The sequence below is a fragment of the Citrobacter sp. RHBSTW-00524 genome (assembly GCF_013747755.1).
Taxonomy (GTDB): domain Bacteria; phylum Pseudomonadota; class Gammaproteobacteria; order Enterobacterales; family Enterobacteriaceae; genus Citrobacter; species Citrobacter braakii.
This window is the reverse complement of sequence record NZ_CP056421.1, coordinates 4845561-4860525: the sequence shown is the minus strand read 5'-3', so window position 1 is coordinate 4860525 and position 14965 is coordinate 4845561. Positions and strand designations below refer to the sequence as shown.

The 14965-nt window shown below is 54.9% G+C and carries 12 protein-coding genes and 1 pseudogene; 9 read left to right on the top strand and 4 right to left on the bottom strand.

Annotated features, from left to right (window positions below; all coding sequences use genetic code 11):
- Nucleotides 1-57: 57 nt before the first annotated feature.
- Entirely contained in the window at nt 58-948 is an 891-nt protein-coding gene (locus HV229_RS23340; RefSeq protein ID WP_016155366.1) for a LysR family transcriptional regulator, read from the bottom strand.
- Between the two features lie 101 nt (nt 949-1049).
- Between HV229_RS23340 and HV229_RS23335 the strand changes: the two genes are divergently transcribed.
- Complete coding sequence (locus HV229_RS23335; RefSeq protein ID WP_181546503.1) at nt 1050-1460, top strand: CidA/LrgA family protein; 411 nt, start codon at nt 1050-1052, stop codon at nt 1458-1460.
- On the top strand, nt 1453-2142 hold the full coding sequence (locus tag HV229_RS23330) for an LrgB family protein (protein WP_016155368.1): 690 nt from the start codon (nt 1453-1455) through the stop codon (nt 2140-2142). Before HV229_RS23335 ends, HV229_RS23330 begins: the two co-directional genes overlap by 8 nt.
- 42 nt (nt 2143-2184) lie before the next feature.
- Here HV229_RS23330 and actP read toward each other — a convergent pair whose 3' ends face one another.
- The 3 genes from actP to acs all read right to left on the bottom strand — a co-directional run bounded on the left by actP (nt 2185) and on the right by acs (nt 6340).
- Nucleotides 2185-3834, bottom strand: coding sequence for a cation/acetate symporter ActP (gene actP / locus HV229_RS23325; protein ID WP_016155369.1), 1650 nt, complete (start codon nt 3832-3834; stop codon nt 2185-2187).
- Complete coding sequence (locus HV229_RS23320; protein WP_016155370.1) at nt 3831-4145, bottom strand: DUF485 domain-containing protein; 315 nt, start codon at nt 4143-4145, stop codon at nt 3831-3833. The genes actP and HV229_RS23320 overlap by 4 nt, the downstream gene beginning before the upstream one ends.
- Before the next feature lie 236 nt (nt 4146-4381).
- The gene (gene acs, locus HV229_RS23315) at nt 4382-6340 is read right to left on the bottom strand and encodes an acetate--CoA ligase (RefSeq protein ID WP_181546501.1); all 1959 of its coding nucleotides are present in this window, start codon (nt 6338-6340) and stop codon (nt 4382-4384) included.
- A 434-nt stretch (nt 6341-6774) separates the two neighbouring features.
- On the opposite strand from acs, the gene nrfA reads away from it, so the two are divergent.
- The 7 genes and pseudogenes from nrfA to gltP all read left to right on the top strand — a co-directional run bounded on the left by nrfA (nt 6775) and on the right by gltP (nt 14938).
- The gene (gene nrfA / locus HV229_RS23310) at nt 6775-8211 is read left to right on the top strand and encodes an ammonia-forming nitrite reductase cytochrome c552 subunit (RefSeq protein ID WP_016155372.1); all 1437 of its coding nucleotides are present in this window, start codon (nt 6775-6777) and stop codon (nt 8209-8211) included.
- A gap of 44 nt (nt 8212-8255) precedes the next feature.
- Nucleotides 8256-8822: a cytochrome c nitrite reductase pentaheme subunit gene (gene nrfB / locus HV229_RS23305; RefSeq protein WP_005132587.1), complete on the top strand. Its 567-nt coding sequence runs from the start codon at nt 8256-8258 to the stop codon at nt 8820-8822.
- Nucleotides 8819-9490: a cytochrome c nitrite reductase Fe-S protein gene (gene nrfC / locus HV229_RS23300; RefSeq protein ID WP_016155373.1), complete on the top strand. Its 672-nt coding sequence runs from the start codon at nt 8819-8821 to the stop codon at nt 9488-9490. The genes nrfB and nrfC overlap by 4 nt, the downstream gene beginning before the upstream one ends.
- The gene (gene nrfD / locus HV229_RS23295; protein WP_016155452.1) at nt 9487-10443 is read left to right on the top strand and encodes a cytochrome c nitrite reductase subunit NrfD; all 957 of its coding nucleotides are present in this window, start codon (nt 9487-9489) and stop codon (nt 10441-10443) included. Before nrfC ends, nrfD begins: the two co-directional genes overlap by 4 nt.
- Before the next feature lie 8 nt (nt 10444-10451).
- Nucleotides 10452-12663, top strand: a pseudogene (nrfF, locus tag HV229_RS23290) (heme lyase NrfEFG subunit NrfF).
- On the top strand, nt 12660-13280 hold the full coding sequence (gene nrfG, locus HV229_RS23280; protein WP_049040256.1) for a heme lyase NrfEFG subunit NrfG: 621 nt from the start codon (nt 12660-12662) through the stop codon (nt 13278-13280). The pseudogene nrfF and the gene nrfG overlap by 4 nt, the downstream one beginning before the upstream one ends.
- Nucleotides 13281-13624: 344 nt before the next feature.
- Nucleotides 13625-14938 (top strand): glutamate/aspartate:proton symporter GltP, encoded by a 1314-nt coding sequence (gltP, locus tag HV229_RS23275; RefSeq protein WP_155574809.1) that lies wholly within the window; start codon nt 13625-13627, stop codon nt 14936-14938.
- Nucleotides 14939-14965 lie beyond the last annotated feature (27 nt).

Below are 14965 nucleotides of genomic sequence, written 5' to 3'. Positions count from 1 at the left end.
ATCAGGCCTACGGAATCCAATTGTAGGTCTGATAAGCGTTAAGCCGCATCCGGCATGTTACGACTCTTGCGTTAGCCAGAACCCTTCACAGCATTTGAGCCACGCCTGGGCGCTGTGCGACAGATACACCCCTTCGCGCCAAATCATGCCCAACTGCCAGCGTAAATCACTCTCCAAAGGGATCCAGCGCAGCGTCTGCTTATCCAATCGCTGGCAAATCGGCTCCGGTAAAATGGCGATCCCGACTCCGGCTTGCACCATCGCCGCCAGAAAATCCCACTGCCCACTGCGTACCGCGATGCGGGGTTTGACGTTGTGCTGGTTAAATAGCTCAAGCAACTGACGGCTCAACGCGAAATCTTCGTTATAGATAAGCAGGGGATGCTCCGCTAACGCCTCGGGGGAAATGGATTCACACGTTGTCCACTGACCGGAGCGGGGGACCAGCACACAGAGCGGATGGCTAAAAAGCGGTAAGGTCGCCAGGCCGCTCTCTTCTTCAACCGGCAGCGCGGTCATCGCGACATCCAGATCGCCATTCATCACCGCCTGCTGGACGGTTAAGCCTCCAAATTCAGACACCTTCAGTTCAACGCCGGGATAGCGCTGGCGAAACAGGCTGATAGGCCCGGCCATCAACATACCGACCATGGGGGGGATGCCGAGGCGCAGCACTCCCTTGTTGAGGTGATTAATGTCGCTGAGTTCTGCTTCGAGCTGGCGAAACTCGGCGAGGATCGCCAGGCCGCGTTCGAAAACAACCTGTCCGGTGTCGGTTAACAGCAGTCGCCGACCGTCGCGGATTAACAGCGTGCAGTTAAGCTCGTCTTCAAGGTTCTTCAACATCTTGCTGATGGTGGGCTGGGTGACAAAAAGCTTCTCCGCTGCGCGGGTAAAGCTCTGCTGACGAACCACCTCAACAAAATAGCGCAGCGTTCTGATATCCATGATTATTCCTTAAGACTATGCCTGCAATGAGTTTAATTCATTTCAGTCCTGGACGGGGGCTCTCTATACTGGCGCTCTCTATTTTTTAAGGACATACCCTCATGGCTGTGGCGATAAGCCGCGTGACGCCTGCCGTTATTCATCGACTCCAGATCCCCGTTCAGGTTCTGTTGTACGCAGGTCTATTTGTATTTGCTCAATATCTTGTCTCCTGGCTGCATCTGCCGCTTCCTGCCAACCTGGTTGGGATGGTGCTGATGTTGGCGCTGATTGTCTGCCGGGTTATCCCGTTGAACTGGATTCGCGCAGGCGCTCGCTGGTTACTGGCTGAAATGTTGCTGTTTTTTGTTCCGCCGGTGGTGGCTGTCGTCAACTATACGCAGCTGTTGTTGGTCGATGGTTGGCGCATATTTGCCGTCATTGCGCTAAGTACGTTGATGGTGCTTGGCGCAACGGCATGGGTCGTGGATAGAGTGTATCGCTATGAAATGAGCAGGCTAAACCGTGAGTAATTTCCAGCTAAGCGTGCTGTGTCTGGTGATTACGCTGGGCATCTATTTTGCCAACAAGCGCCTGTATCGCCGTTTTCGTAAATTACCGCTGATGCCGTTAGTGTTCACTCCGGCGCTGCTGGTCCTGATGCTGGTCTTTGGGCATATCTCCTGGCAAAACTATATTGGTGAATCGCACTGGCTACTGTGGCTGTTAGGCCCTGCGACCATCGCCTTTGCCGTTCCGGTCTATGACAACCTTGCCGTGATTAAGCGGCACTGGATGTCACTGACGGCGGGCGTGGTGACGGCAACGCTGGTGGCCGTTACCAGTTCCGTGTGGCTGGCGCGTCTGTTTATGTTGCCTGATGAAATCCAGCGTAGTCTGGCGGTGCGCTCCGTCACCACGCCGTTTGCGCTGGCGGCAGCAGAGCCGTTGGGCGGGCAGCCAGACCTGGTGGCATTGTTCGTGGTAGTGACCGGTGTATTCGGTATGGCGGTTGGCGATGTGCTGTTTTTACGGCTTTCTATTCGGGAAGGGATGGCGAAAGGCGCAGGATTTGGCGCAGCCTCGCATGGTGCGGGCACGGCGCGCTCTTATGAGCTCGGCCAGCAGGAGGGCGTGGTCGCCAGCCTGGTGATGATGCTTTCCGGCGTGGTGATGGTGCTGGTTGCGCCGCTGGTCGCGATGGTGATGTTCTGAAAAAATGCCCCGGTCGTTCAGACCGGGGAAGAGGAGGTGTGGTTAGTGCGCGCGACCTTGTTCTACGCCGTACCCGGTCTGGGAACGGATGAACTGAGCACGGAACTGCTCGCGTTCGCGATTACCTTCTTCTGAGTTATCGGTAGCAGAGAAGAACCAGATCCCGAGGAACGCTACGCTGATGGAGAACAGCGCCGGATATTCATACGGGAAAATGGCTTTTTCGTGACCAAGGATCTGGACCCAAATCGTCGGGCCAAGCACCATCAGCACCACCGCCGTCAGCAGACCTAACCAGCCGCCCAACATCGCGCCACGCGTGGTCAGTCTTGACCAGTACATGGAGAGCAGAATGATCGGGAAGTTGCAGCTGGCTGCGATAGCAAACGCCAGACCTACCATGAAGGCGATATTCTGGTTCTCAAACAGCACGCCGAGCAGGATGGCAATCACCCCCAGCACCAGTACGGTGATTTTCGACACCTTCAGTTCTTCACGTTCGGTTGCGCCTTTACGGAACACGTTGGCATACAGGTCGTGAGAAACGGCCGATGCGCCCGCCAGCGTCAGGCCTGCAACCACCGCCAGGATGGTGGCAAACGCCACGGCTGAGATGAAGCCCAGGAACAGGTTACCGCCCACCGCATTCGCCAGGTGAACCGCCGCCATGTTGTTACCGCCGATCAGCGCGCCAGCAGCGTCTTTATACGCCGGATTAGCGCCCACCAGCATGATCGCGCCAAAGCCGATGATAAAGGTCAGGATGTAGAAATAACCCATAAAACCGGTGGCATAGAACACGCTCTTACGCGCTTCGCGGGCATCGCTGACCGTGAAGAAGCGCATCAGGATGTGCGGCAAGCCTGCCGTACCAAACATCAGGCCGAGACCTAACGATAGGGCGGAGATCGGATCTTTTACCAGTCCGCCCGGGCTCATAATGGCTGAACCTTTCGGGTGTACCGCCATTGCTTCGGTGAACAGGTTGTTGAAGCTAAAGCCGACGTGCTTCATCACCATAAAGGCCATAAAGCTGGCACCGAACAGCAGCAGAACGGCTTTGATGATCTGTACCCAGGTGGTCGCCAGCATGCCGCCAAACAGGACGTACATCATCATCAGCACGCCAACCAGTACGACGGCGATGTGATAGTTCAGACCAAACAGCAGCTCAATCAGCTTACCTGCGCCGACCATCTGGGCGATCAGATACAGCGCTACCACCACCAGAGAACCACAGGCCGACAGAATACGGATTGGTCCTTGCTTCAGACGATAAGAAGCAACATCTGCAAAGGTGTAACGACCCAGGTTACGCAGACGCTCAGCAATCAGGAACAGGATAATTGGCCAGCCGACCAGGAAGCCGAGTGAATAGATCAGCCCGTCATAACCGGAGGTAAACACCAGCGCGGAAATCCCGAGAAACGATGCCGCCGACATATAGTCGCCCGCAATCGCCAGCCCGTTCTGGAAACCAGTGATGTTACCGCCGGCGGTGTAGTAGTCATTACGCGAACGTACGCGCTTAGACGCCCAGTAAGTAATACCGAGCGTAAAGATGACGAAAATCAGGAACATGACAATCGCCTGCCAGTTGGTTGGCTGGCGTTGGACTGCACCGCTAATAGCATCCGCCGCGTTTGCGGCGAAGGGCAGCGTGGCGGCAAGCGCCGTCAGGACTCTCTTCATGATGCTTTAACCTCGTGCAGAACCGCATTGTTCAGGCGGTCGAATTCACCGTTTGCCCGCCAGATATAGATCCCGGTCAGGATGAAGGAGATGAGGATCACACCGACCCCAATCGGAATACCCCGGGTGACGCTGGTTCCCGCGTGTAGCGGCGTACCCAGCCAGCCAGGCGCAAAGGCAATCAGTAAAATAAAGCTGATGTAAACTGCCAGCATGATGATGGACAGAATGGTGGCAAACCGTTGCCTTTTTTCAACTAACTCCCTGAAACGCGCACTGTCTTCTATCCGCTGATAAATAGAGTCATTCATCACAGAGTTCTCCAGAGGCCCCCTTCGTCTTTCACGTTGCAAGTGTGTTGGCCGCACTCGCCCACCTCAGTCACATAGTGAACTATGCTCCTGGGGATGCGCTCGCTTGCCGCCTTCCTGCAACGCGAAATCCTTTGGGGTGGGTTATTATATTTTCCCTCCCGGTCAGGGGAGGGGTAGGGGTAGGATTTGTAGGCCCGATAAGCCGCGCACCATCGGGCATTTCACGGTTATGGTTATGATGGCATCGCGATGGCCTGCTTCTCTTCGAGCAGTTTCTCTACCACGCCAGGATCGGCGAGGGTCGAGGTATCGCCCAGATTGCTGGTATCGCCCGCCGCGATTTTACGCAGAATACGGCGCATGATTTTGCCGGAGCGGGTTTTCGGCAGTGAGTCGGTCCAGTGCAGCACGTCTGGCGTTGCCAGCGGACCAATTTCTTTACGTACCCAGTTGCGCACCTCGGCGTACAGCTCAGGTGACGGCTCTTCGCCGTGATTCAGCGTGACGTAGGCGTAGATCGCCTGGCCTTTAATATTATGCGGAATACCCACCACCGCGGCCTCGGCAATCTTCGGATGTGACACCAGCGCCGATTCGATTTCTGCCGTTCCCAGACGGTGGCCAGAGACGTTCAGCACATCGTCCACACGACCGGTGATCCAGTAATAGCCATCTTCGTCACGACGCGCGCCGTCGCCGCTGAAGTACATATTCTTGAAGGTAGAAAAGTAGGTCTGCTCAAAGCGTTCGTGATCGCCAAACAGCGTTCTCGCCTGGCCCGGCCACGAGTCGGTGATCACCAGGTTGCCTTCGGTCGCGCCTTCCAGCGGATTACCCTCGTTATCGACAATCGCAGGCTGTACGCCAAAGAACGGACGGGTTGCGGAACCCGCTTTCAGCTCGGTGGCGCCCGGCAGCGGGGTGATCATGAATCCACCGGTTTCGGTCTGCCACCAGGTATCGACGACCGGGCATTTTTCGTTGCCGATCTTCTTCCAGTACCACTCCCATGCTTCCGGGTTAATCGGCTCGCCAACGGAACCCAGGATACGCAGCGAGGAGCGGTCAGTGCCTTCAATCGCTTTATCACCTTCTGCCATCAGGGCGCGGATGGCGGTCGGCGCGGTATACAGAATATTGACCTGGTGCTTGTCCACAACCTGCGACATACGCGCCGGGGTTGGCCAGTTTGGCACGCCTTCGAACATCAGCGTGGTTGCGCCGCAGGCCAGCGGACCATACAGCAGGTAGCTGTGCCCGGTTACCCAACCCACGTCAGCAGTACACCAATAGATATCGCCCTGATGGTAGTCAAACACGTACTTAAAGGTGGTTGCGGCATAGACCAGATATCCGCCGGTGGTATGCAGCACGCCTTTTGGCTTGCCGGTTGAACCGGAGGTATAGAGGATAAACAGCGGATCTTCCGCGTTCATTTCTTCCGGCTGATGTTCCGGGCTGGCTTTCTCGATAAGATCGGACCACCACAGGTCACGGCCTTCCTGCCATTCCGTTTTTCCACCGGTACGTTTGAGGACGACCACATGTTCTACGGTTTTCACGTTCGGGTTTTTCAGCGCATCATCGACGTTCTTTTTCAGCGGGATGGCGCGGCCGGCGCGCACGCCTTCGTCGGCGGTGATCACCAGACGTGAATTGGAGTCGATGATACGTCCGGCGACCGCCTCTGGTGAAAAACCACCGAAGATGACCGAATGCACCGCGCCAATGCGGGCGCAAGCCAGCATAGCAACCGCCGCTTCCGGCACCATCGGCATATAAATGGCCACTACGTCGCCTTTTTTAATGCCTAAATCCAGTAGCGTATTGGCGAAACGGCAAACATCGCGATGCAGTTCGCGATAAGTAATGTTTTTGCTTTGGGTGGCGTCATCGCCTTCCCAGATGATGGCGGTGCGATCGCCATTTGCCTGTAAATGACGGTCAAGGCAGTTTGCGGCCAGGTTCAGGGTGCCGTCTTCGTACCATTTAATCGACACGTTGCCCGGTGCGAAGGAGGTGTTCTTCACCTGGCTGTACGGCTTGATCCAATCAAGTATCTTTCCCTGCTCGCCCCAAAATGTGTCGGGTTCGTTAACGGATTGCAGGTATTTCTCTTCGTACTGCTCCGGGTTTATCAGGCAACGATCCGCAATGTTTGCGGGAATAGCGTGTTTATGTATTTGGCTCATGGCTTTTGTTCTCCTTGTAGGATGTTAATAATATGTCTCATAAACGTTAAATGTAGGGGCTTTGAGAGTTTTGTTTAGTATTTGCGCGGCAGATCACGCAATAAACGAATTGTGCAAATTAGCGGCAAACTTAATTTTGAAGGGAACTAGCAAAAATTGATTAAATCTCGCGATAACATGTAGTTATCTAAAGGATTATTGAAAAGGTGATCTATCTCTGAATTAGACAAAAGAGTGAGGAGTTAGAGGGGGTTTATAACTCTAAAGTGGTATTTTACATACACTTACAATTGATTAAAGACAACATTTTCAGTGTGGTTTCTTGTTACAAATAGGGTGGAGCAATGTCATGACAGTATTCGTGTGGTTGCTGTTATGGAAAACAATAAAAGAACCGCCATTGCAGATAATGGCGTCATCTGGATGAGACCCCTATGGCAAGGATAAAATCACGCGTACGCCGTTTCTTCAGCCTGTTATTACCTTTATTATTTATTTCTGCTGTTCACGCTGAACAAACTCCTGTACCCGCAAAAACCGTCACCGTTGAAGCGAAGAATGAAACCTTCGCTCCTCAGCATCCCGATCAATATCTCTCCTGGAAAGCCACGTCTGAGCAATCAGCCCGTGAAGATGCGCTGGCAGAAGATCCGCGTCTGGTGATCCTGTGGGCGGGATATCCATTCTCGCGCGATTACAACAAACCGCGTGGACACGCCTATGCCGTGACCGATGTACGTGAAACCTTACGTACCGGCGCACCAAAAACGGCTGAAGACGGCCCGCTGCCGATGGCCTGCTGGAGCTGTAAAAGCCCGGACGTAGCGCGTCTGATCCAGAAAGATGGTGAAGATGGCTACTTCCACGGTAAATGGGCGCGCGGCGGTCCGGAAATTGTTAACAACCTCGGCTGTGCAGATTGCCATAACACTGCGTCACCAGACTTCGCCAAAGGCAAGCCAGAGCTGACGCTGTCGCGTCCTTATGCAGAACGCGCAATGGAAGCAATCGGCAAACCGTTTGAGAAAGCCGGTCGCTTTGATCAGCAGTCCATGGTCTGCGGTCAGTGTCACGTGGAATACTACTTCGACGGTAAAAACAAAGCCGTTAAGTTCCCGTGGGACGAGGGCATGAAAGTCGAGAACATGGAGAAATACTACGACACCATCGCCTTCTCTGACTGGACCAACTCCCTGTCGAAAACGCCGATGCTGAAAGCGCAGCACCCGGAATATGAAACCTGGAGCGCGGGCATTCACGGCAAGAACAACGTGACCTGTATCGACTGTCACATGCCGAAAGTGCAAAACGCGGAAGGCAAGATCTACACCGACCATAAGATTGGTAACCCGTTCGATAACTTTGCTCAGACCTGTGCGAACTGCCACACCCAGGATAAAGCGTCTCTGCAAAAAGTGGTCGCCGAGCGTAAACAGGCTATTCATGACCTGAAAATCAAGGTGGAAGATCAGCTGGTTCATGCGCACTTCGAAGCGAAAGCCGCATGGGATGCGGGTGCGACTGAAGCGGAAATGAAGCCGATTCTGGAAGATATCCGTCACGCACAATGGCGCTGGGACCTGTCTATCGCCTCACACGGTATTCACATGCACGCTCCGGAAGAGGGTCTGCGGATGCTGGGTAGCGCCATGGATAAAGCCGCCGATGCGCGTACCAAACTGGTCCGTCTGCTGGCGACTAAAGGCATCACCCATGAAATCCCGTTACCGGATATCTCTACCAAAGAGAAAGCCCAGGCGGCGATTGGTCTGAACATGCAGCAAATCAATGCTGAGAAGCAGGACTTCATCAAAACGGTGATTCCGCAGTGGGAAGATCAGGCGCGTAAAAACGGTCTGTTAAGCCAATAACCCCATTTCGCCCCGTCAGGGGCGGATAACTCAACGGAGTGAATATGAGCGTATTACGTTCGTTATTAACTGCTGGGGTGCTGGCGTCAGGCTTGTTCTGGAGCCTGAGTGGAATCACTGCCACGCCAACGCCGCAGGAGTCGGATCAACGCTGGACGGTTACCCAACAGCGTAATCCGGATGCCGCCTGTCTGGATTGTCACAAGCCAGATACCGAAGGCATGCATGGTAAGCATGCAGAAGTCATCAACCCGAATAACAAACTGCCGGTCACCTGCACCAACTGTCACGGCCAGCCGTCACCGAACCACCGTGAAGGGGTGAAGGATGTGATGCGCTTTAATGAGCCGATGTACAACGTTGAACAGCAGAACAGCGTCTGTATGTCCTGCCACTTGCCTGAGCAGCTACAAAAAGCGTTCTGGCCACACGATGTTCACGTAACCAAAGTGGCGTGTGCCAGCTGTCACTCACTGCATCCGAAGCAAGACACGATGCAGACGCTAAGTGATAAAGGACGGATCAAGATTTGCGTCGATTGCCACAGCGATCAGCGTAACAATCCGAACTTTAACCCGGCGTCGGTTCCGTTGCTTAAGGAGCATCCATGAGTTGCTCTCGTCGCCAGTTTATCACCCGCGTCGGCGCGCTGGTGGCAGTGAGCGGGACGGCGGGACGCGTTGTGGCGAAGACGCTGAACATCAACGGCGTACGTTACGGTATGGTACATGATGAGTCACTATGCATCGGCTGTACGGCCTGCATGGATGCTTGTCGGGAAGTAAACAACGTGCCGGAAGGGGTATCGCGTCTGACGATTATTCGCAGCGAGCCGCAGGGGACGTTTCCTGATGTGAAGTATCGCTTCTTCCGTCATTCGTGCCAGCATTGCGACCATGCCCCCTGCGTTGACGTCTGCCCGACGGGGGCATCGTATCGCGATGCCGCCAGCGGTATTGTGGATGTGAACCCGGACCTTTGCGTTGGCTGCCAGTACTGTATCGCCGCGTGTCCTTATCGCGTGCGCTTTATCCATCCGGTTAGCAAAACGGCGGATAAATGCGATTTCTGTCGGAAAACCAATCTGAAAGCGGGCAAGCAGCCCGCCTGCGTTGAGTCGTGTCCGACGAAGGCGCTGACGTTTGGTAATCTGGACGATCCCAACAGCGATATCTCCCGCTTGTTGCTGCAGAAAACCACCTACCGTTACAAGCTGGCGTTGGGCACAAAACCGAAGGTCTACCGCGTTCCCTTTAAATTTGGGGAGGTGAGCCAATGACATCCGCTTCTGCATTTCATTTTGAATCACTGGTGTGGGACTGGCCCATTGCCATCTATCTGTTCCTGATTGGCATCTCCGCCGGACTGGTCACGCTGGCGATTCTGCTGCGTCGTTTCCATCCGGAGGCGGGCGGTTCTGACAGCACGCTGCTACGCACTACGCTGGTGTTAGGGCCGGGGGCGATTATCTTCGGTCTGCTGATTCTGGTGTTCCACCTGACGCGTCCATGGACCTTCTGGAAACTGATGTTCCACTACAGCTTCACTTCGGTGATGTCGATGGGGGTCATGTTGTTCCAGTTGTACATGGTGGTGCTGGTGCTGTGGCTGGCAAAAATCTTTGAAAAAGAGGTGATTGCTCTGCAACAGCGCTGGCTGCCGCGATTAGGGATCGTACAGAAAATGCTGACGTTGATTGCGCCGTTTCATCGCGCGCTGGAGACGTTAATGCTGGTGCTGGCGGTCCTGCTCGGGGCGTACACCGGCTTTCTGCTGTCGGCGCTGAAATCCTACCCGTTCCTGAATAACCCGATCCTGCCGGTGCTGTTTCTGTTCTCCGGGATCTCCTCCGGCGCGGCGGTGGCGCTGATCGCCATGGCGTTACGTCATCGTAGCAATCCGCACAGTACCGAAGCGCACTTTGTGCATCGCATGGAAGTCCCGGTGGTATGGCTGGAGATCTTCCTGCTGGCGGCGTTTTTCGTCGGTCTGGCGCTGGGCGATGACGGCAAAATGCGCGCGCTGGCGGCGGCACTGGGCGGTGGATTCTGGACCTGGTGGTTCTGGCTGGGCGTGGCCGGGCTTGGGCTGATACTGCCGATGCTGCTAAAACCTTGGGCCAACCGCAGTTCGACGTTTCATGGCGTGCTGGCAGTGTGCGGCGCCAGCCTGACCGGCGTACTGCTGCTGCGCTTTTTTATTCTCTATGCGGGTCAGCTAACCGTTGCGTAAGGTGATATCTGGACGTTCTCCTTCCTGAAGCCGGTTTTCTGGCACTGTTGTTAAGCCTCGGGGTCAACGTGTTGACCCCGCTTGCCGTGTTGGTGGGTGTCCGCCAGCGCTGGCAAGGCGTAATGCGCCTGGCAAGCGTGGGCATGTGGACGCAATTTTCGCTGCTGCTGCTGGCCTTTGCCATTCTGATATTCTGCTTTCTGACCAGCGATTTTTCGGTGGTCTACGTTGCTCAGCATAGCTACAGCCTGCTGCCGTGGGGATTAAAACTGGCGGCGGTGTGGGGCGGGCATGAAGGATCGCTGCTGCTGTGGGTGCTGTTTCTTTCCGGCTGGAGCGCGCTGTTCGCCTTGCGCTATCGGCGTGATTCCGACCTGCTGTTTCCGTTAACGCTCAGCGTCCTCGCACTGATAACGGCCCTGCTGCTGCTGTTTGTGGTGGTATGGTCCGATCCGTTCGTGCGTATCTTCCCGCCAGCCATTGAAGGGCGCGATCTTAACCCGATGCTGCAACATCTCGGGTTAATCCTCCATCCGCCGCTGCTGTACCTGGGTTACGGTGGCTTGATGGTGGCGGCAGGCGTGGCGCTGGCCTCGCTGCTGCGCGGTGACTTTAATGCGCAGAGCGCCGGGGTGTGCTGGCGCTGGGCGCTGCCTGGCTGGTGTGCGCTGACGCTGGGGATTATCCTCGGCTCCTGGTGGGCTTACTGCGAGTTGGGCTGGGGGGGCTGGTGGTTCTGGGACCCGGTAGAAAATGCCTCCTTATTACCCTGGCTTTCCGCCAGTGCGCTGCTGCATAGTCTGTTCATCACGCGCCAACGTGGGATCTTCCGCCACTGGTCGCTGCTGCTGGCGATCGTCACGCTGATTTTATCGCTGCTGGGGACGCTGATTGTGCGTTCCGGCATTCTCGTTTCCGTGCACGCTTTTGCGCTGGATAACGTCCGCGCCACGCCGCTGTTCGCGCTGTTTACCGTATTGAGCCTGGCATCACTCGGGCTGTACGCCTGGCGGGGACAGCAAGTCCGCCAGAATGCGCGTTTTGGCGGCTGGTCGCGCGAGATGCTGATTCTGGTCGCGCTATTACTTTTTTGCGCGGTGCTGCTGATTGTGCTGATTGGTACCCTTTACCCGATGATTTACGGGTTGTTCGGCTGGGGGCGGCTCTCCGTGGGCGCACCGTACTTTAACCGTGCTACGCTGCCCTTTGGCCTGCTGATGCTGCTGGTTATCGTGCTGGCGACGATCAGAAGCCGCAAAGTGCCTGTGCGTTGCCAGCTTCCGGCACTGCTGGCGCATGCCGGGGTGCTGGTGTTTGCGGCTGGGATCGTCTTTTCCAGCGGTAGTCGTCAGGAGATAAGCCTGAATCTCAGCCCCGGGCAGCAGGTGGAACTGGCGGGCTATATTTTTCGTTTTGAGCGTCTCGACCTGGAAGCAAAAGGTAACTACACCAGTGAAAAAGCGCAGATCACGCTGTGGCAAAATGAGAAACGCATTGGCAGCCTGCAGCCTGAAAGACGCTTCTATGCCGCGCGCCGTCAACAGATGATGGAGCCGGGGATCCGCTGGAATCTGATGCATGACTGGTATGCGGTAATCGGCGAAAAAACCGGACCGGACCGTTATGCCATGCGCTTGTACGTGCAGACCGGCGTGCGCTGGATTTGGGGCGGGGGACTGTTAATGGTCTGTGGTGCGCTGCTGAGCGGATGGCGAGGGAGAAAGCGCGATGCATAAACTAATCAACGCGTTGCCGGATGGCGGCGAACGGGGTGTGAAAACGGTAGGTCGGATAAGCGCAGCGCCATCCGGCAGAACATGTTTACTCTTAGCTATCATTTTGTTTTTCATCGCCTTCGCGACACATGCCCAGGTTGTGGACACATGGACTTTTGCCAACCCGCAACAACAGGAAAAAGCGTTGTCTATTGCCAGTCAACTGCGCTGTCCACAGTGTCAAAACCAAAACTTGCTGGAATCCAATGCGCCGGTAGCGGTCAGTATGCGCCACCAGGTTTATAGCATGGTGGCGGAAGGGAAAAGTGAAGCCGAGATAACGACGTGGATGACCGATCGCTACGGTGATTTTGTGCGCTACAACCCGCCGTTGAATGAGCAAACGCTGCTGCTGTGGGCGTTGCCGTGCCTGTTGTTATTGCTGGTGGGCGTGGTGGTCTGGCGGGTGAGACGGCGCCAGCGCGTAGAGGAGGATGTGCAATGAGCCAGTCCACCCATTCCCCTGCGCCGTTACGCCCACTCCCCGTGAAGTGGCTGACCGCTGCGACGGTGCTGATGGTTGTGGCCTGCATCGGAGGTTACCTGTTGACGCCAAAATGGCAGGCGGTGCGTCAGGAACAGACGCGGTTGGCGGACCCATTACATGCGTTCGCCGATGAAAATATTCAGGAAAAACAGCTGCTTTTGCTGCAATCTCAAATTCGTGCTAATCCACAGGACGGTGTGAAATGGGCACAACTCGGTGAGTACTATCTTTGGCAAAACGCGTATCATAATGCGCTGTTGGCCTACGAGCAGGCGCTGCATGTAGGGGGTGAAAATGCTGAGATCTATTCAGCGCTGGCAACGGTATTGTATTACCAGGCCGGGCAGCATATGACACCGCCCACTCGCGAGATGATTGATAAGGCTCTGGCGCTGGACCCGACAGAGGTCACTGCGCTGATGCTGTTAGCCTCAGATGCGTTTATGCAGGCAGACTACGCCCAGGCCATTTCAGTGTGGCAAAAAGTTATGGATTTAAACTCGCCGAGGGTGAACCGGGCACAGCTCATTGACTCTATTAATATGGCGAAGTTGTTGCAGAATCGGCAAAAATAAATTTGTTTCTTTTGTGATTTGTATCATTTGGCCTGTTTAAAAAACAGGCGAACGAACAAATGAGCAAAAAAAACTCACGCCATGACTTCTTCATTTTTGAACATATTAAAATTCTTTTATAACAAAAAGTTATTCATCAATACCCCGATAAAATTGCATTTTTATGCATAAATTCAGCTGAAGGCTCTGTTCCTGGAGGGTTGCGCGAGACAGTACGCAAATGATAATGATAATAAGCGTTAAAAAACTCCATAAACGAACGCAACACAATTCATACCCTTTCAGTATGTACTATTACCACACACCGCATGTGGAATAGCGCTCCATCGAGGAAGTCCGTTGTTATGAAAAATTTGAAAGTCAGCCTGGCATGGCAGATTCTGATCGCTATGGTGCTGGGCATTCTGCTGGGGAGTTACCTGCATTACCATAGTGAAAGCCGTGAATGGCTGGTTGTAAACCTGCTGTCACCGGCGGGCGATATCTTTATCCATCTGATCAAAATGATTGTGGTGCCCATTGTTATCTCTACGCTGGTTGTCGGTATCGCCGGGGTCGGTGATGCAAAACAGCTGGGCCGTATTGGCGCCAAAACTATTATCTATTTCGAAGTAATCACCACCGTGGCGATTATCCTGGGTATCACGCTGGCGAATGTGTTCCAGCCAGGTACCGGGGTGGATATGTCGCAACTGGCGACCGTGGATATTTCGAAATATCAAAGCACGACCGCAGAAGTACAGAGCCACGCGCATGGCCTGATGGGGACAATTTTGTCACTGGTGCCAACCAACATCGTCGCATCGATGGCAAAAGGCGATATGCTGCCGATTATCTTCTTCTCGGTGCTGTTCGGTTTAGGTCTGTCTTCCCTGCCGGCAACTCACCGCGAGCCGTTGGTTACCGTATTTCGCTCTATTTCCGAAACCATGTTTAAAGTCACTCACATGGTTATGCGCTACGCGCCAGTCGGCGTTTTCGCGCTGATTGCCGTTACCGTCGCGAACTTCGGTTTTGCCTCCTTGTGGCCGCTGGCGAAGCTGGTGCTGTTGGTGCATTTCGCCATTCTGTTCTTCGCGCTGGTGGTGCTGGGGATCGTGGCGCGCATCTGCGGTTTGAGCATCTGGATCCTGATCCGCATTCTGAAAGACGAGCTGATTCTGGCCTACTCTACCGCCAGCTCCGAGAGCGTGCTGCCGCGCATTATTGAGAAGATGGAAGCCTATGGCGCGCCCGCTTCAATCACCAGCTTTGTGGTGCCGACCGGCTACTCATTCAACCTTGATGGTTCAACTCTGTACCAGAGTATCGCCGCTATCTTTATCGCGCAGCTGTACGGTATCGACCTGTCGCTGTGGCAGGAAATCGTGCTGGTGCTGACGCTGATGGTGACCTCGAAAGGGATTGCGGGTGTGCCGGGCGTATCATTCGTGGTGCTGCTGGCTACGCTGGGCAGCGTGGGGATCCCACTGGAAGGCCTGGCGTTTATCGCCGGTGTTGACCGTATCCTCGACATGGCGCGTACCGCGCTGAACGTGGTGGGTAATGCGCTGGCGGTACTGGTTATCGCCAAGTGGGAACACAAATTTGACCGCAAGAAAGCGCTGGCCTATGAGCGCGACGTGCTGGGTAGATTTGATAAGACCGCTAATCAGTAATTCATGACAGCTTGCCGGATAAGCGTA

Excerpts from the sequence above, each read along its gene's own strand:
- HV229_RS23340 (WP_016155366.1), bottom strand. The coding sequence starts at position 948 with ATGGATATCAGAACGCTGCGCTATTTTGTTGAGGTGGTTCGTCAGCAG.
- HV229_RS23335 (WP_181546503.1), top strand. The coding sequence starts at position 1,050 with ATGGCTGTGGCGATAAGCCGCGTGACGCCTGCCGTTATTCATCGACTC.
- actP (WP_016155369.1), bottom strand. The coding sequence starts at position 3,834 with ATGAAGAGAGTCCTGACGGCGCTTGCCGCCACGCTGCCCTTCGCCGCA.
- HV229_RS23320 (WP_016155370.1), bottom strand. The coding sequence starts at position 4,145 with ATGAATGACTCTATTTATCAGCGGATAGAAGACAGTGCGCGTTTCAGG.
- acs (WP_181546501.1), bottom strand. The coding sequence starts at position 6,340 with ATGAGCCAAATACATAAACACGCTATTCCCGCAAACATTGCGGATCGT.
- nrfA (WP_016155372.1), top strand. The coding sequence starts at position 6,775 with ATGGCAAGGATAAAATCACGCGTACGCCGTTTCTTCAGCCTGTTATTA.
- nrfB (WP_005132587.1), top strand. The coding sequence starts at position 8,256 with ATGAGCGTATTACGTTCGTTATTAACTGCTGGGGTGCTGGCGTCAGGC.
- nrfC (WP_016155373.1), top strand. The coding sequence starts at position 8,819 with ATGAGTTGCTCTCGTCGCCAGTTTATCACCCGCGTCGGCGCGCTGGTG.
- nrfD (WP_016155452.1), top strand. The coding sequence starts at position 9,487 with ATGACATCCGCTTCTGCATTTCATTTTGAATCACTGGTGTGGGACTGG.
- nrfG (WP_049040256.1), top strand. The coding sequence starts at position 12,660 with ATGAGCCAGTCCACCCATTCCCCTGCGCCGTTACGCCCACTCCCCGTG.
- gltP (WP_155574809.1), top strand. The coding sequence starts at position 13,625 with ATGAAAAATTTGAAAGTCAGCCTGGCATGGCAGATTCTGATCGCTATG.